A 15,751-nucleotide genomic window follows, 5' to 3' on the forward strand; every position below is an offset into this window, starting at 1 on the left:
GTGGTGCTGTGCCGAGTCCCGGGCGGTGGCCCGAACTCACCGATACTCATCGATACGAAAGCGTACCGATACGCCACTGTACCGATACGGTCGTGTACCGGTACAGTGGCGTATCGATAGACGTAGGCCACACTGGTTGTAGGTTTCCGCCCGGACCGAACGGGGGGCGGGGACCAGATGATCCGTAAGTGATGCGCGAGTGAGGAGTAGGGCACATGACGTCGCAGGCCGCGGACGGACCGGAGACGGTCGTCGCCTCGCGCCGCTCCAAGATCACGCCGGAGCGTGAGCGGGAGTTCTTCGATGCCGTGCTCGAACAGATCCGCGAATGCGGCTACGACTCCGTGACCATGGAAGGGGTCGCCTCCAGCACCCGGTGCAGCAAGTCCACGCTCTACCGGCAGTGGAAGACCAAGCCGCAGTTCGTCGCGGCCGCGCTGCGGGCCAGCCGCGAGGTACGCTTCGGCGGCGTCGACACCGGCTCACTCGCCGAGGACCTGCGCGAGGTGGCGCGGGCCGCGGGCGCCTGGACCCGTAAGGACACCAAGCTGCTCCAGGCGCTGGGGCACGCGATGCACTCGGACGAGGAACTGGCGCAGGCACTGCGCGAGGCGCTCGTCGAACCCGAGATCGCCGCGCTCCAGGAGATCCTGCACCGCGGTGTCGAGCGCGGCGAGGTGCCCGAGGGCCATCCGGCGCTCGACTATGTGCCCGCCATGATGTTCGGCGTCCTGCGGGTACGGCCCGTGCTCACCGGCGAGTACGCCGACGCCGACTATCTCGTCCGTTTCGTGGAGGCCGTGGCGCTGCCCGCACTCGGACTGACCTAGACCCAGGCCGCCGTCCACGGGATGACTGGACGGTGACCTGCTCGCGCCGCACCGTGGGGACGGGGGCGGCGCGCACCCCCCGGCCGGGTGGGGCTCCCCTTTGAGCGGAGGGGCGCTCCACCCGGCCGATCGGCGTTCCGGGGCGGGTCAGACGGTCTGGCCGTCGCCGCCGCCGGAGGACACCTTTATGCCCTTGGTGATGGTGTCGATCACCGACTGGTCCTGGCCGACGTCGACACCGAACCGGACCACCACGATCTGCTGGGCGTTCGAGGGCGACGGGAAGGCCAGCGACTCGACGTAACCGTCGGCACCCTTGCTGGTCACCGCCTTCCAGCGGACCAGATAGCCCTTCTGCCCGGCCACGGTGACGGCCTTGGAGGCCAGCACCTCGTGCGAGGTGATCGAGCCGTAGGTCTTGCCGCCGTACGACTCCGTGGCGTTGGCCGAGATGTCCGCCTTGGCGACCTCCTCGGCGGTGTCGCCCTTGGTGCCCAGCACCAGCGCGGGCGCCGAGTAGGCGCCGCCGGCGGTGCACGTCTGGGAGGTGTCTCCGGGGCATTTGTAGGAGTTGTCGGAGGTGATCTGGGCGCCGACCGTGATCGCCTGCCCGGTCCAGCCCTTCGGCACCGGAATGCCGATGGCGTTGATGGAGTCCGACACCGTGCCGCCGCCCTCGATCTTCGGAGCCTCGGACTGGCCGGGCGACGGCGACGCACCGCCGTCGGAACCGCCCGAGCCCGAGCCGCCGCCGGACCCCGAGCCGCCCGACCCGCCGAACGGGAAGCCCTGCCCGCCGTTCTGCCCCTCGGGCCCGCCCTGGCCGGAACCGCCGCTCTGACCGCCCGAACCCTGCTGGGTGGCCTGGCCGCCGCCGTTGTCGCCGCCGTCGCCGGAGAGCGCCCATGCGCCCACCCCGATGGCGGCGAGGACCGCCACGGCGACACCGACGGCCACGCCGGTGCGCAGCCCGCGCTTCCCGGCGGCCGGCGGCGCCGGATACCCCGGATACCCCGTTCCCGGATACCCCGGATAGGCCGGGTATGCCTGGTGGGGCGCGTCGGCCGCCTGCGCCGTCGGGGGACCCCAGTCGGCACCCGACCCGGCGGGGCGGGTCTGCTCCGTCCACGTCTTGCCGTCCCACCAGCGCTCAGTGGCCGGACCGTCACTTGTCTGCCCGGGGTCGGGGTACCACCCGGGGGGAGTCACCTGCGTCATGCCCCCACCGTATGAGGCATCGGTGAAAGTCGGATGAGAGGACCGGCGACTTTCGGATGAGCCGATCCACCGCACTTGGTTTTTTCATTCGATCCGTAGTCGCGCCGGCGGGTTCGGAGCCCGTGGTGGCAGGCGCAGACCGTCCCGCCCCGGGGTCAGGGAGCCCAGGACGCTCGGACGGCGGGCGCCGGTGGCGGTCGGGGCGGTGCCCGGGAGGCCGTGGGCGGTGAGGAAGCCGAGGACCGCGAAGGCGTAGGCCTCCTTCGCGGCCGAGGGCAGACCGAGTTCGTCGGAGGCGCGGACGGGGGTGTTGGGCAGCAGGCCGCGGAGCAGCCGCATCAGAACCGGGTTGCGGGTGCCGCCGCCCGAGGCGATCACCTCCGTGGCCCCGACGCCGCGGACCGCGTCCGCCACCGTCCGGGCCGTCAGTTCGGTGAGCGTCGCCAGCGCGTCCTCGGCCGCCATACCCTCCGGCGCTCGCCAGTACCCGGCGTGGAACAGCTCCTTGCCGGTCGTCTTCGGCGCGGGCAGTGCGTAGTACGGGTCCGCCAGCAACCGCTCCAGCAGGGGCCGGTCCGGCCGGCCGCGCGCCGCCAGCGCCCCGTCCACGTCGTACGCCTGCCGGCCGCCGGTCGACTCCCGGGCCGCCGCGTCCAGCAGCGCGCACCCGGGCCCGGTGTCGAAGGCCGTGCCGTCCGGCGCGGTGAGGTTGGCGATCCCCCCGATGTTCAGCGCCACCGGCGTGCCCGGCCGGCCGCGCAGCCACAGCAGGTCGACCAGGCTCACCAGGGGCGCACCCTGGCCCCCGGCGGCCACGTCCCGCGGGCGGAAGTCGGCGACCACCGGCAGCCCCGTCGCCTCCGCGATCCAGGCCGGCTGCCCGAGCTGCAGCGTCCCGTGCACCCGGCCGTCCGCCACCCAGTGGAAGACCGTCTGCCCGTGCGAGGCCACCAACTCGGCCCGTCCGCCGCACAGGTCACGGTTGGCCCGGACCGCCGCCGCCGCGAACGCCTGCCCGATCCGGGTGTCCAGCAGACACACCCGCGCCAGCGGCACGGCGGCCGGCGGCAGCGCGCCCGCGAGAGCCTCGCGCAGCTCGTCGTCGTAGGGCGTGCTCACCAGCCCCAGCGGCTTCAGCAGCAGCGTGTCGCCGGCCAGGCGCAGCTCGGCGGCGGCCGCGTCGACCGCGTCGTACGACGTCCCGGACATCAGACCGATCACCAGCACCGCTCAACCCGCCTTCGTCTCGCGTGACCGTATCAGCGCGAGCACGCTGACCGCGCAGGCCGCCGCCGCGTAGTAGCCGGGAACGTCCAGGTTCCCGGTGCGCTTCACCGCCTCCGTGATGATGAGGCCCGCACAGCCCGAGAACACGGCATTGGACAGGGCGTAGGCGAGTCCCAGGCCCGTACAGCGGGCGCGCGCCGGGAACATCTCGGCCAGCAGCGCGGGCCCCGGTCCGGCCATCAGCCCCACCACCGCGCCCGCACCGAACAGGGCCGCGCCCTTCACCCCGGCGGACGCCCCGCCGTCCTGGAGGAGGCCGAGCAGCGGCAGGGCCAGCGCGACCACGAGAGCGGCGCCCGCCAGCATCACCGGCCGGCGCCCGATCCGGTCGCTGAGCAGCCCCGCCGGGAGGATCGCCGCCGCGAAACCCAGGTTCGCCACCACGGTCGCCAGCAGGGCCGTACGGAAGCCGGTGTGCAGCGCGGTCTGGAGGTACGACGGCAGCACGACCAGGAAGGTGTACCCGGCCGCCGACCAGCCCATCACCCGCCCGACGGCCGACGCGATCGCCCCGACGGACACCCGCGCCGCCCGCACCCCCCGCACGTCCGGCTCCCGGAACTCCGGCGTCTCGTCCAGCCCCACCCGCAGCCACAGCGCCAGCGCGCCCAGGGGCAGCGCCAGCAGGAACGGCAACCGCCAGCCCCACGCATGGAGCTGACTTTCCGTCAGCACGGAGGCGAGCCCGGCCGCCACGCCCGCCCCGCCCAGCAGCCCCAGCGCCACCGTGAACGACTGCCAGGCCCCGTAAAGCCCCCGCCGCCCCGGTGGCGCGAACTCGGTCAGCATCGCCACCGCGCCCCCGAACTCCCCGCCGGCGGAGAGTCCCTGAACAGCCCTCAGGAACGTCAGCAGCCACGGCGCGAGCGCGCCGGCCTGCGCATACGTCGGCAGCAGGCCGATGAGCGCCGTGGCACCCGTCATCAGCGCGACCACGAGAATCAGCACCGGCCGCCGGCCGAGCCGGTCGGCCAGCCGGCCGAACAGGGCCGCGCCCAGCGGACGGAAGAAGAACGCCAGCCCGAACGAGGCATAGGTGCGCACCAGCCCCTCGGCCGCGCTGCCGCCCGCCGGGGTGAAGAACCGCTCGGCGACGACCGTCGCGAAATAGCCGTAGACACCGAACTCGTACCACTCGATGAAGTTGCCCACCGAGCCCGCCGCAAGCGCCCGGAGGGGTCGATTCCGCTCCGGTGCCGCCCGATCTTCGAAAACCAGCTTCATTTCCACGCCCGTTGACGGTCCGTTCGCTCGACAGCGGCAGGTCGGGGCCGTCACGCGTCGACCCGCCGCAGCCGCTTTCACCCGTCACGGCAACAGCAGCCCGGACCCGCCTCCGGACAGCCAACAGGACGGCTACGCTCGTGGTCTGTACGTCGTTCGGGCGACTTGGGGAGGCAACGGGATGACGGAGGAACTACCCCCGGAGGACTCCTCTGCTCCGCTCTGGGAGCGCGACGCGGAGATCGCCGCCATCACCGAGGCACTCGACGTCCTGTGCGCCGACCGGTCCACCTCCGGAAACCTGCTGGTCCTGCGCGGCGAGGCCGGACTCGGCAAGACCGCGCTGCTGGCCGAGACCCGCCGTATCGCCAAGCGCCGCGGCTGCACCGTCTGGGCCACCCGCGGCGGCGAGACCCTGCGCAGCGTTCCCTTCAACGTGGTACGGCAGCTGCTCCAGCCGGCCCTGGTCTCCCTGCACCCCGACGAGGCCCGGGAGTACCTCGGCGACTGGTACGACATCGCCGGCCCCGCCCTGGGCATAACCGACCCCGGTGAGCGCCAGGCCGACCCGCAGGGCGTCTGCGACGGCCTGGTCGCCGCCGTCCGCCGGCTGGCCAGACGGGACTGGCCGCTGGTGCTGCTGATCGACGACGCGCACTGGGTCGACCAGGAGACCCTGGCCTGGCTCGCCGCCTTCGTGGAGCGCCTCGACGACCTGTCCGTGCTCGTCCTGGTCGCCCGCCGCCCCGGCGACGTCAGTGGCGACAGCGCCCGCTACCTCGACACCGTGGCCGCCGCGGCCACGAACCCCGTGCACAATCTCAGCGCCCTCACCCCGGACGCCACCGCCGGACTCACCCTCGCCACCCTCGGCGCGCACGCCGACGCCCCGTTCTGCCGCGAGGTCTGGGCCGTCACCGGCGGCAACCCCTACGAGACCGTCGAACTCCTCGCCAAGGTCCAGGACAGCGAGGTCGAACCCGTCGAGGCCCGGGCCGGCGAACTGCGCGCGCTCAACCGGTCGGCCCGCGGCGGCGGACTCGTCACCCGCCTCGAAGGCCTCGGTATCGACGCCACCCGGTTCGCCTGGGCCGCCGCCATCCTCGGCACCGGCATCTCCGTCGACCTGGTCGCCCAGCTCGCCACCATGACCGTGGAGGACGCCGAGCGCTGCGCCGAACTGCTGCGCAGCGCCCGTATCCTCACCGTGCCCGACCCGGCAGGCTCCCGCTCCCACACCGGTGACCTGGAGTTCGTCCACCCGCTGATCGCCAGCGCCGTCTACAACTCGATCCCGCCGGCGATGTGCACCGCCATGCACGGCATCGCCGCCCAGATCGTCATCGACGACGGCCGGGGCATCGCCGACGCCTCCCGCCATCTGCTGAAGGTGCATCCGGACGACGACGAGGAACTCGTCCAGCAGCTGCGGGACGCGGCCAAGGAACACCTCGCCGTCGGCGCCCCGGACGCGGCCCGCCGCTGCCTCGAACGCGCCCTGCTGGAACCGCCCGTACCCGAGGTCCACGCGCGCGTGCTCTACGAACTGGGCTGCGCCACCCTGCTCACCAAGCCCGCCGTCACCATCGGCCACCTGCGCAGCGCACTCGGCATGCCCGGCCTCGGCGGCGCCGAACGCGTCGACGCCGTCTTCCGCCTCTCCCAGGCCCTCCTCCACAACGACCAGCTGGAGGAAGCCGTCCGCACGGTCGAGGCGGAGGCCGCCCGGCACGAGGAGGGCCCCGCCAGACTCCGGCTCCAGGCCGTCCAGTTCATGTGGGAGGGCATCGCCGGCGAGGCCGTCTCCCCGCACCGCTCCGAACGCCTCGGGGAGCTCGCCGACACCTGCACCGGCCGCGACAACTCCGAGCGCGCCCTGCTGATGCTGCGCGGCTTCGACCTCCTCATCCAGGGGGAGAGCGCCGAAGAGGTCGTGGAACTGTGCGACCGCGCCCTCGTCAACGGCCGGCTCGCTCCCGGACTCGGCTGGACCGACACCGAGTGGGGCATCGAGCTGCTGCTGATGCTCGCCAACGCCTACGTCTACACCGACCGCCTCGACCGCGCGGAGAGCCTCTACAACGAGGCCCTGCGCGCCTACGAGTCCTCCGGCTGGAGCGGCGGCCATCTCGCCCTCGCCCACGCCTATGTGGGCCTCGGGCACCGCAGGCGCGGCCGGCTGCGGGACGCGGAGACATCCCTGCGGGAGTCCTTGCGGATCGCCGAGCGGGTCGGCCGCAGACTGCCCCTGTACTGGACCGCCACCTGCAACCTGGTCGACACGCTGCTGGCCCGCGGCCATGTCCAGCAGGCCTGGGAGACGGCCGAGCAGTACGGTTTCGCACCGCCGTACCCCTCCACGATCGTGATGCCGGACCCGCGGTCCGTGCGCGGCCGGCTGCTGCTCGCCGTCGGCCGCACGAAGGAGGCCGTCAACGAACTGGAGGCCGCGGAGAAGGCGGCCGCCGCGCGCGGCCACTTCAACCCGGTGGTGGTGCCCTGGGCGCTCGACCTCGCCCGGGCCCTCGCGGGCGAGGACCCGGCGCGGGCGGCGCAGCTGTCGGCGGACGCGCGGCGGCAGGCCGAGCGGTTCGGCACGGACACGGCGATCGGCGAGGCCCTGCGGTGCGCCGCCGCGCTGGAGACCGGGCAGCGGCAGGTGCGGCTCGCCTCGCAGGCGGTGGCCTACCTGGAGGCGTCGCCGTGCCAGTACGAGCATGCGGCGGCGCGGGTGGAGTACGGGATCGCCGCGCGGTCGGTGGCCGAGTTGAACCGGGGGCTGGCGTTGGCGCGGTCGTGCGGGGCGGACGGTTTGGTTTCTCAGGCGCGGGAAGTTCTCGATACGGGAAGGGGGTTGCGTTGACCGGTGCGTTGCGGGCTGCGGGCGCGTGGGGGCTTGTCGCGCAGTTCCCCGCGCCCCCAAAAGAAGGGGTGCTACAGGGACAGGAGTTGATCAGTGACTGCTGAGAGACGTTTCTGTACATCCCTGTCGTACGCCCCCGCGTGCGCCCTGGCGGGATTCGTGCCGTCGAAGTAACCCCCCGTCCCCAAGTCCCCCGTTGCCAGGGCGAGGACGCCTGGCGCGCCGTCGGCCACCGTGCTCCAAGGCGCCACCCCACCCTCCCGCACCATCGCCGTGTCCATGAAAGTCGCCGGGTGCAGGACGTTCACCGAGACCCCCGTGCCCGCCAGCTCCTCCGCCAGGGTGAAGGTGTGGGCCGCCAGGGCGAACTTGGCTCGGCAGTAGGCCGCGAAGCCCTGGTAGCCGCGGGTGAACTCGGGGTCGTCGAAGTCCAGGGGCTCCTGGCCGGCCGAGCCCACGTTGACGATCCGGGCCGGGGCGTCGGCGCGCAGGACCGGCAGCAGGGCGCGGGTCAGGGTCACCGGGGCCAGGTAGTTGACGGCCAGGCGCAGTTCGTGGCCGTCGGCGCTCAGTTCGCGCCCCGAACCGGGCGTACCGGCGCCGACGCCCGCGTTGTTGATCAGTACGTCCAGGTCGGGACGCGCGTCGGCGACCCGCGCGCCCAGCTCGCGGACCTGTGCCAGCGAGGCCAGGTCCGCGACGAAGCCCTCCGCGTCGCCCTCGGTGCGCAGCTCCTCGACCAGCGCCTCGGTACGGCCCGGATCCCGGCCGTGCGCGAGGACGACATGGCCGGAGCGGACCAGTTCGAAGGCGACATACCGGCCGAGCCCGGAGGTGGCACCGGTGATCAGAATGGTGGACATGCTTCCAGCGTAGGCACGGGCCGCTACCGGATGCCTGATCCTGCTGGGGCTACGACTGCCAGGGTCACCCTTCCTCCTCGGCAAGAACCCGCTGGGCCGTCGCGAACGCCGAGTTCGCCGCCGGAACCCCGCAGTACACGGCCGTCTGCAGCAGTACCGCGCCGATCTCCTCCGGTGTGAGCCCGTTGCGCCGGGCGGCCCGTACATGCATGGCCAGCTCGTCGTAGTGGCCGCCTGCGACCAGCGCGGTGAGGGTGATCATGCTGCGTTCGCGGCGGGAGAGGGTGGGGTCGGTCCAGATCTCGCCCCAGGCGTAGCGTGAGATGAAGTCCTGGAAGCGGGCCGTGAACGGCGTCTGGCGGGCCTGTGCCCGGTCGACGTGCGGGTCGCCCAGCACCTCCCGGCGCACCGCCATGCCCCGCCTGGCGCCGCCGTCCAGGTGCGAGCGGAGCGCGGTGAGGACGGCCTCGGGACACTGCGCCGGCGCCAGGTGGGAGGCGCCCGGCAGCTCGACCAGCGTGGACGCCGGTACCGCGTCCGCGATCTCCCGCAGATGCGGCGGCGGGGTCGCGGGGTCCTGACGGCCCGCGATCAGCAGGGTGCGTACGGCGATCTCGCCCAGCCGGTCCCGCAGGTCGAAGGCGGCCAGCGCGTCGCAGCAGGCGGCGTACGCCTCCGGGTCCACGGTCCGCTGGTCCTCGACGAGGCGCGGCACGGTGAAGCCGGGCGTGAACCAGCGGGTGCCCGCGTTCTCCGCGAGCCACCGCACGCCCTCCCGGCGCACCCGCTCGGCCCGCTCCTCCCAGGGCTTGGAGCCGTTGAAGTGGGCGGAGGAGCAGATCACGGCCAGGCTCTCCAGCCGGTCCGGGTGGTGGACGGCCAGGTGCAGCCCGACCGCGCCGCCCAGCGACACCCCGGCATACCCGAACCGCTCGATGCCGAGCGAGTCGGCGAGCGCGAGCACCAGGTCGGCGAGGTCACCGATGGTCGCCCCCGCCTTGATCAGACCGGGCGCCGCACCGCCGTGCCCCGGCAGGTTCCAGCGCACCACCCGGTGGCCGGCCGACAGTTCGGGCGCCACCGCGTCCCACAGCGCGTACGAGGTGCCGAGCGACGGCCCGAGCAGCAGCGGGGGAGCGGAAGTGGGGCCTTCGGCACGGTGGTTGAGCAGGTTCTCGATCAACGTCGCTCCAGTGCACGGTCGGTGAGGGTGCCGGCGGAGCCGGTGTAGCGGGCCGGGTCGGTCAGGTCGTCGAGGTCGATGTCCTTCAACTCGGTTTCCTCGGAGAGCAGTTCACGCAGCGTACGCCGCTCGGTGCCGGTACGGCGGGCGAGTTCGGTGAGCAGTTCCTTCGCCCGGGGCCGGCCGAGCACGGGGGCCAGTTCGGCGGACAGCCGCTCGGAGACGATCAGCCCACGGGTGAGATCCAGGTTCCGGCGCATCGCCTCCGGATGCACCCGCAGCCCCTCCGCCAGCTCCGCCGTGTCCCGGGCCGCGCCCCCGACGGCGCGCAGCAGGTCCCGCAACGGCTCCCACTCGGCATGCCAGGCGCCGGCCGGCCGCTCGTCCTCGGCGACCAGGCAGCCGTACAGGACCGCCGCGAGCTGCGGGGCCCGCCGGGCGGCGGCCGCGACGAGCGTGGACCGCACGGGGTTCGCCTTGTGCGGCATCGCCGACGAACCGCCCCCGCTGCCCTCGGAGAGCTCACCGATCTCGGTACGGGACAGCGTCAGCACATCCACGGCGACCTTGCCCAGCGCCCCGGCCGTGAAGGCGAGACACCCGGCGAGATCGGCGACGGGCGTACGCAGGGTGTGCCACGGCAACAGGGGTGCGGTCAGCGCGAGTTCCCGTGCGTACGCCTCCGGCAGCTCTTCGGCGTGTGCCGCGCCGTACGCGCCGAGGGCCGCCAACGTGCCTGCCGCACCACCGAGTTGCACGGGCAGGGACTCCCGGACCCGGGCCGTGCGGTCCCGGGCGTCGAGGACCAGCGAACGCCAGCCGGCCGCCTTCAGCCCGAAGGTCGTCGGTACGGCGTGCTGGGTGAGCGTACGGCCCGGCATCGGGGTGTCACGGTGCTCGGCGGCCGACCGGGCCAGCGCCTGCTCGGTACGCCCGAGGTCGGCGAGGACCAGGTCCAGGGTGCGGGCGGCGACCAGCATCGTCGCCGTGTCCATGATGTCCTGGCTGGTGGCGCCCCGGTGCACGTACGGCCCGTACTCCGCGCCGACCGCCTTCGTCAGATCGGCGACCAGCGGGATGACCGGGTTGCCGCCGGCGCGGGCGCGCTCCGCGAGGGCGCCGACGTCGAAGCGGTCCGGATCGGCCGCCTCGGTCACGGCCGCCGCGGCCTCGGCCGGGGCCAGCCCCAGGGCGGCCTGGGCGCGGGTGAGGGCCGCCTCCGCGTCGAGGAGCGCACGCAGCCAGGCGCCGTCCCCGGTCGCGGACGCGGCGGCGGACCCGGCCCACCCGGGACCGAGCAGCCCGGCGTCACCGCCGCCGTAACCCACTGGGGGCACCTCCCGCCCGGAGGGTGGGGGAGTCACTGGAACTCCAGGAAGACCGTTTCGCCCTCGCCCTGAAGACGGATGTCGAAACGGTAGGTCCCCCGGCCCTCGTCGGCGGCGATCAGCGTGTCGCGCCGCTCGCCCACCCGGGTGAGCAGCGGGTCGGCGCTGAGCGCGGCGTCGTCGCCGGGCAGATAGATCCGGGTGAACAGGTGCATGAGCAGGCCGCGTGCGAAGACGCACACGCTGACGTAGGGCGCGCTGTCGCCGCGGGCGCCGGGCCGCAGCGTCCGCGCGTACCAGTGCCCGCCGGCATCCGTCTGGATCCGGCCCCAGCCGGTGAACTCCACGCCGTTGCGGCCGAGGTGGTCGCCGGTCGCGGGGTCGCGCCGGATCGAGCCGTCGGTCGTGGACACGTTCCCGTCCGGGTCGGCGCCCCACAGCTCCACGAACGCGTCCGGCAGCGGGTTGCCCTCGCCGTCGAGGACGTACCCGTGGACCGTGATCGTGTCCGGATGGCCGAGGGGTGCGATCTCCTCGCCGCCGCGGAACGGCAGCGCGTAGCCGTAGAACGGGCCGACCGTGTGCGACGGGGTGGGCAGCACCTGCTCCGGGCTGCTCGTGTCGATCTTCGTCATGGCAGCTCAGCGCCCTTCTTCGAGCCAGGTGGCGTGCGGGCCGTCCAGCACGATGTCCCAGTGGTAGCCCATCGAGAACTCCGGCACGGACAGGCTGTGGTCGTAGGTCGCGACCAGGCGCTGCCGGGCCGCGTCGTCCGTCACGGACTGGATGATCGGGTCGTACGGGAACAGCGGGTCGCTCGGGAAGTACATCTGCGTCACGAGCCGCTGGGTGAACGCCGTACCGAACATCGAGAAGTGGATGTGCGCCGGACGCCACGCGTTGACGTGGTTGCGCCAGGGGTAGGGCCCCGGCTGGATGGTGGTGAAGCGGTAACCGCCGTCGGCGTCGGAGATCGTACGTCCGACACCCGTGAAGTTCGGGTCCAGCGGGGCGTCGTGCTGTTCGCGCCGGTGCGCGTAGCGGCCCGCCGAGTTGGCCTGCCAGATCTCGATCAGCTGCCCCCGGATCGGCCGGCCGTCCCGGTCGAGCAGCCGCCCGGAGACGGTGATCCGCTCACCGACCGGCTCACCCGTGTGCTGCCGGGTCAGATCATGGTCGATCTCGGTGATGTCCCGCTCCCCGAAGGCGGGCGAGTGCAACTCCACCAGCTCCGGATCCTTACTGGTGTCGATGGCGACCAGGGGTTGTTTCGGGTGCCGGAGGACGGAGGAACGGTAGGGGGCGTAGTCCCGGCGGGGATGATGCTCGACGGGAGCGCCTTCGGCGACGCGCTTTTCGTAGGCGGAGTGCTTGGCGGCGATTTCAAGGTCGATGTCGGCTTGGGTGAGTGTCATGAGAAGTCCTAGCTGTAAGCGCCCCGACAGGGGCACGGGGCTGTATCGGTGTGCGGCTCCGCCGCGTGGGCGCGACCAGCCACGACGCAACCCGCAGCTGCGCACGGCCCGTCTACCGCTCAAGAACAAGCGCGAGCCCTTGCCCGACGCCGATGCACAGGGTGGCAACGCCGGTACCCGACCCGCGCCGCGCAAGCTGATGCGCCACAGTCCCTGCCAGCCGCGCCCCCGACGCACCCAACGGATGCCCCAACGCAATGGCCCCGCCCTGCGGATTGAGAACGGCCGGGTCGAACTCCGGCCACTCGGCGACACATCCGAGCACCTGCGCCACGAACGCCTCGTTCAACTCGAGAACCGACAGATCGCCGAACCCCTTGCCGGCCTTGCGCAGCGCACGCTGCACCGCTTCGACGGGCGCCGGCACGGCCGACCGGCGTCCGTACCGCGTCGACGATGTACACCGTGTTCACAGCAGACCCTCCGGGACAGTGAGTTTCGCGTCGGTCTTGGCGACGATCTCCTCGACGCCGACCCCGGGCGCGGTCTCGACGAGGACGAGCCCGTCGTCGGTGACGTCCAGGACGCCCAGGTCGGTGATGATCCGGTCGACGCAGGCCTTGCCGGTCAGCGGCAGCGCGCACTCGGTGAGGATCTTCGGCGAGCCGTCCTTCGCGGTGTGTGCCATGACGACGATGACTGTGCGGGCGCCGTGGACGAGGTCCATCGCGCCGCCGATCCCGGTGACCAGCTTCCCCGGGATCGCCCAGTTCGCCAGATCACCGCCCGCGGAGACCTGCATCGCGCCCAGCACCGCGACATCGATGTGCCCGCCGCGGATCATCGAGAACGACAGGGCCGAGTCGAAGAAGGAAGCCCCGGGCAGGACGGTCACCGTCTCCTTGCCCGCGTTGATCAGATCCGGGTCGACGGCGTCCTCGGTGGGGTACGGCCCGGTGCCCAGGATGCCGTTCTCCGACTCCAGGATCACCTCCACGCCCTCGGGCAGGTGGTTCGGGATGAGCGTGGGCAGGCCGATGCCGAGATTGACGTACTGCCCGTCCCTCAGCTCGCGGGCCGCCCGCGCGGCCATCTCCTCGCGCGTCCAGGCCATCAGCTGCTCACCGTCCGCTGCTCGATCTTCTTGTCCGCCGCCTGCTCCGCCGTCAGCGCGACGACCCGCTGCACGAAGATCCCCGGCAGGTGCACCGCGTCCGGGTCGATCTCACCGGGCTCCACCAGTTCTTCCACCTCCGCGATCGTGACCTTGCCGGCCATCGCGGCGAGCGGGTTGAAGTTCCGGGTGGATCTGTTGAAGACCAGGTTCCCGTGCCGGTCGCCCTTCGCGGCCCGCACCAGCGCGAAGTCCGTACGGATCCCGCGCTCCAGGACGTACTCGGTGCCGTCGAACGCCCGGACCTCCTTCGCCGGCGAGGCCAGGGCGACGCCGCCGGAGCCGTCGTAGCGCCAGGGCAGCCCGCCCTCCGCGACCTGCGTGCCCACCCCGGCCGGGGTGTAGAAGGCGGGGATCCCGGCGCCGCCCGCGCGCAGCCGCTCGGCGAGGGTGCCCTGCGGGATCAGCTCCACCTCCAGCTCGCCCGCCAGGTACTGCCGCGCGAACTCCTTGTTCGCCCCGATGTACGAGCCGGTCACCCGGGCGATCCGGCCCGCCGCCAGCAGCACCGCGAGCCCCGTGTCCATCGCCCCGCAGTTGTTCGAGACCACCGACAGGCCGCCCACCCCGCGCTCGTACAACGCCCCGATCAGTACGTTGGGCACACCGCTCAGTCCGAACCCGCCCACCGCCAGCGACGCGCCCTCCGGCACATCGGCCACCGCCTCCCCGGCCGTGGCGACCACCTTGTCCATCCGTGAAGCCCCATCTCGATCAGGTAATTAATCAGGGCACTGAGTATTTCAGCGAGACATCTTTCACGCTGCCACTGGTGTTGGCACCCGTCAAGAGCTGGGATGACGGCAGACGGGTGTACTGACAGGATGCGGTGACCATGGGTATCGTTCAGTGCACCAACCAATTCAGATCTTGGGGGCACACATGGCCGCGGTGGACCTCACCACCCACCCCGGGCACCTGGCCCGGCGGCTTCAGCAGGCCCACTACCTGCTGTGGAACACGATGGTCTCGGAGGAGATCACCTCGCCGCAGTTCGCCGTCCTGAACGCGCTCGTCGCCGAGCCGGGGCTGGACCAGCGCACGGTGGGGGAGCGGGTGGGGCTGGACCGGTCGACCATCGCCGAGGTCATCAGCCGGCTCGGCCGGCGCGGGCTGGTCGACAAGGTGCGCGACCCGCAGGACGGCCGCCGCTTCCTGCTGCGCCTCACCGACGACGGGCTGCGCACCCACCGCAAGCTCACCGTGCGCACCGCCCGGATGAACCAGGTCTTCCTGGCCCCGCTCTCCGCCGAGGAGCAGACCCAGTTCTTCGATCTGATCCGCCGGGTCTCGGACGCGGCGGAGGGGCTGCGCAATCCCACGGAGCCCCTCGTCCCGCAGGCCTAGGCCTTGGCGAACACCACCCACACCTGCCCCTCGGCGAAGTCCACCGGGCTGCCGTCCGGACCGGTGAACGTCGTACCGTCCGTGGCCTCCCGCCGCGTCCAGGTGGCCTCGAACGACCGCCCGTCCCGCAGCACTTCGGCCTTGCCCGACCCCACCGTCTCGGTGAACGGCGTGTAGTTGCCGAGCACGTCGTGATACCTGGACGTGCGTATCCGCACGTGCTGCACCACGACCGTCGCGGCCGCCACCCGCTTCCCGGCCGTGGTCCGGGCCGGGGTGCCGTCCATCGACACCAGCCAGCGCTTCTCGTCGGCGGACCAGGTGAAGGTGAAGCGGGCCGCCGGATACCGCACGGTGCGGGTGGCGGTGACCGTGCCGCCGGCCGGGGCCGGGCCGTAGCGGAAGCCGGTGGTGAGCGCCGCCTTGCCGGGTACGCCGGCCATCAGCTTCGCGGGGCGGAGATACAGGTTGTGCGGGGCCGGCTTGTCGCTGCCCCGGTAGTAGGCGTCGGACGCCGCGTCGGGGGTCTCCGGCCGCAGCGGTGCCCGGTCGATCAGGGGGAGCAGCTTGCGCTGGGCACCGGAGAAGGCGAGCGTCGGCCGGTCGAACTGGCGCAGCAGTTCCAGGTCCGACTCCCGGGCGCTGCGCACCGGGCCGACGACCTCGGGGAGCCGGGTGGCGTACACCGCCATCAGCCGGCTGAGCCCGCCCTCCACCTGCTCCGCGTACACCACGTCGGCGGAATCCAGCCCGGTCTGGGGGCGGGCCGCGGCGACGTTGTCGATCTTCACGGCCAGTACGGAGCCGGTGCCGGCGGTGTGCTGCCCGTCCGGTGCCTGGCTGCCCTGCGGTGCCCGGCCGTCGTCCGAGGCGCCGTGCCGGGTGCAGCCGGCCGTGAGGGAGGCCGTCAGCACGGCCGCGGCCAGCACCGCCTTCAGTGCGGTCCGGCGCGTCGGCGCCCCGTGTCGCATGCCCACCGTTGCCACCCCGTTCGTCCCCTTGATTGTGTGCTCATCGAC

The 15,751-nt window shown here is 72.6% G+C and carries 14 protein-coding genes and 1 pseudogene; 3 read left to right on the forward strand and 12 right to left on the reverse strand.

The window, feature by feature from the left end:
* The first annotated feature begins 215 nt into the window (after positions 1–215).
* Entirely contained in the window at positions 216–830 is a 615-nt protein-coding gene (locus ACFWXC_RS07575) for a TetR/AcrR family transcriptional regulator C-terminal ligand-binding domain-containing protein (RefSeq protein ID WP_384474587.1), read from the forward strand.
* Between the two features lie 147 nt (positions 831–977).
* Here ACFWXC_RS07575 and ACFWXC_RS07580 read toward each other — a convergent pair whose 3' ends face one another.
* The 3 genes from ACFWXC_RS07580 to ACFWXC_RS07590 all read right to left on the reverse strand — a co-directional run bounded on the left by ACFWXC_RS07580 (position 978) and on the right by ACFWXC_RS07590 (position 4,559).
* On the reverse strand, positions 978–2,048 hold the full coding sequence (locus ACFWXC_RS07580) for a DUF2510 domain-containing protein (RefSeq protein WP_384474590.1): 1,071 nt from the start codon (positions 2,046–2,048) through the stop codon (positions 978–980).
* An 84-nt stretch (positions 2,049–2,132) separates the two neighbouring features.
* Positions 2,133–3,275 (reverse strand): anhydro-N-acetylmuramic acid kinase, encoded by a 1,143-nt coding sequence (locus ACFWXC_RS07585; protein WP_384474593.1) that lies wholly within the window; start codon positions 3,273–3,275, stop codon positions 2,133–2,135.
* Positions 3,276–3,278: 3 nt separating this feature from the next.
* Complete coding sequence (locus ACFWXC_RS07590; protein WP_384474596.1) at positions 3,279–4,559, reverse strand: MFS transporter; 1,281 nt, start codon at positions 4,557–4,559, stop codon at positions 3,279–3,281.
* Positions 4,560–4,740: 181 nt separating this feature from the next.
* Here ACFWXC_RS07590 and ACFWXC_RS07595 point away from each other — a divergent pair, with 181 nt between their 5' ends.
* Positions 4,741–7,422: an ATP-binding protein gene (locus ACFWXC_RS07595; protein WP_384474599.1), complete on the forward strand. Its 2,682-nt coding sequence runs from the start codon at positions 4,741–4,743 to the stop codon at positions 7,420–7,422.
* Between the two features lie 71 nt (positions 7,423–7,493).
* Here ACFWXC_RS07595 and ACFWXC_RS07600 read toward each other — a convergent pair whose 3' ends face one another.
* The 8 genes and pseudogenes from ACFWXC_RS07600 to ACFWXC_RS07635 form a co-directional block, all read right to left on the reverse strand.
* A complete protein-coding gene (locus ACFWXC_RS07600) occupies positions 7,494–8,285 on the reverse strand; it encodes an SDR family NAD(P)-dependent oxidoreductase (RefSeq protein ID WP_384474602.1) in 792 nt (263 codons plus the stop codon).
* A 64-nt stretch (positions 8,286–8,349) separates the two neighbouring features.
* Positions 8,350–9,468 (reverse strand): 3-oxoadipate enol-lactonase, encoded by a 1,119-nt coding sequence (gene pcaD / locus ACFWXC_RS07605; RefSeq protein ID WP_384474605.1) that lies wholly within the window; start codon positions 9,466–9,468, stop codon positions 8,350–8,352.
* Positions 9,465–10,832, reverse strand: coding sequence for a 3-carboxy-cis,cis-muconate cycloisomerase (gene pcaB / locus ACFWXC_RS07610; RefSeq protein WP_384474608.1), 1,368 nt, complete (start codon positions 10,830–10,832; stop codon positions 9,465–9,467). Before pcaB ends, pcaD begins: the two co-directional genes overlap by 4 nt.
* Positions 10,829–11,431 carry a protocatechuate 3,4-dioxygenase subunit alpha gene (gene pcaG / locus ACFWXC_RS07615; protein WP_384474611.1) on the reverse strand — a complete coding sequence of 201 codons (603 nt, stop codon included), beginning with the start codon at positions 11,429–11,431 and terminating at the stop codon, positions 10,829–10,831. The genes pcaB and pcaG overlap by 4 nt, the downstream gene beginning before the upstream one ends.
* A gap of 6 nt (positions 11,432–11,437) precedes the next feature.
* The gene (pcaH, locus tag ACFWXC_RS07620) at positions 11,438–12,211 is read right to left on the reverse strand and encodes a protocatechuate 3,4-dioxygenase subunit beta (RefSeq protein ID WP_384474613.1); all 774 of its coding nucleotides are present in this window, start codon (positions 12,209–12,211) and stop codon (positions 11,438–11,440) included.
* A gap of 112 nt (positions 12,212–12,323) precedes the next feature.
* A pseudogene (locus tag ACFWXC_RS07625) lies at positions 12,324–12,632 on the reverse strand (3-oxoadipyl-CoA thiolase); the annotation flags it as partial.
* Positions 12,633–12,680: 48 nt separating this feature from the next.
* Complete coding sequence (locus ACFWXC_RS07630) at positions 12,681–13,325, reverse strand: CoA transferase subunit B (RefSeq protein WP_384474616.1); 645 nt, start codon at positions 13,323–13,325, stop codon at positions 12,681–12,683.
* On the reverse strand, positions 13,325–14,080 hold the full coding sequence (locus ACFWXC_RS07635) for a CoA transferase subunit A (RefSeq protein ID WP_384474619.1): 756 nt from the start codon (positions 14,078–14,080) through the stop codon (positions 13,325–13,327). Before ACFWXC_RS07635 ends, ACFWXC_RS07630 begins: the two co-directional genes overlap by 1 nt.
* 187 nt (positions 14,081–14,267) lie before the next feature.
* Here ACFWXC_RS07635 and ACFWXC_RS07640 point away from each other — a divergent pair, with 187 nt between their 5' ends.
* Entirely contained in the window at positions 14,268–14,732 is a 465-nt protein-coding gene (locus ACFWXC_RS07640; RefSeq protein WP_362573389.1) for a MarR family transcriptional regulator, read from the forward strand.
* Here ACFWXC_RS07640 and ACFWXC_RS07645 read toward each other — a convergent pair.
* Positions 14,729–15,703, reverse strand: coding sequence for a DUF3048 domain-containing protein (locus ACFWXC_RS07645; protein WP_384474622.1), 975 nt, complete (start codon positions 15,701–15,703; stop codon positions 14,729–14,731). The two genes, ACFWXC_RS07640 and ACFWXC_RS07645, sit on opposite strands and share 4 nt — an antisense overlap.
* Between the last annotated feature and the right edge of the window lie 48 nt (positions 15,704–15,751).

It is taken from the genome of Streptomyces sp. NPDC058683 (assembly GCF_042716195.1).
In the GTDB taxonomy this organism is placed as follows: Bacteria; Actinomycetota; Actinomycetes; order Streptomycetales; family Streptomycetaceae; genus Streptomyces.

What these genes read in the sequence shown, in the direction of transcription:
- ACFWXC_RS07575 (WP_384474587.1), top strand. Translation starts at nt 216, where the DNA reads ATGACGTCGCAGGCCGCGGACGGACCGGAGACGGTCGTCGCCTCGCGC.
- ACFWXC_RS07580 (WP_384474590.1), bottom strand. Translation starts at nt 2,048, where the DNA reads ATGACGCAGGTGACTCCCCCCGGGTGGTACCCCGACCCCGGGCAGACA.
- ACFWXC_RS07590 (WP_384474596.1), bottom strand. Translation starts at nt 4,559, where the DNA reads ATGAAGCTGGTTTTCGAAGATCGGGCGGCACCGGAGCGGAATCGACCC.
- ACFWXC_RS07595 (WP_384474599.1), top strand. Translation starts at nt 4,741, where the DNA reads ATGACGGAGGAACTACCCCCGGAGGACTCCTCTGCTCCGCTCTGGGAG.
- ACFWXC_RS07600 (WP_384474602.1), bottom strand. Translation starts at nt 8,285, where the DNA reads ATGTCCACCATTCTGATCACCGGTGCCACCTCCGGGCTCGGCCGGTAT.
- pcaG (WP_384474611.1), bottom strand. Translation starts at nt 11,431, where the DNA reads ATGACGAAGATCGACACGAGCAGCCCGGAGCAGGTGCTGCCCACCCCG.
- pcaH (WP_384474613.1), bottom strand. Translation starts at nt 12,211, where the DNA reads ATGACACTCACCCAAGCCGACATCGACCTTGAAATCGCCGCCAAGCAC.
- ACFWXC_RS07630 (WP_384474616.1), bottom strand. Translation starts at nt 13,325, where the DNA reads ATGGCCTGGACGCGCGAGGAGATGGCCGCGCGGGCGGCCCGCGAGCTG.
- ACFWXC_RS07635 (WP_384474619.1), bottom strand. Translation starts at nt 14,080, where the DNA reads ATGGACAAGGTGGTCGCCACGGCCGGGGAGGCGGTGGCCGATGTGCCG.
- ACFWXC_RS07640 (WP_362573389.1), top strand. Translation starts at nt 14,268, where the DNA reads ATGGCCGCGGTGGACCTCACCACCCACCCCGGGCACCTGGCCCGGCGG.
- ACFWXC_RS07645 (WP_384474622.1), bottom strand. Translation starts at nt 15,703, where the DNA reads ATGCGACACGGGGCGCCGACGCGCCGGACCGCACTGAAGGCGGTGCTG.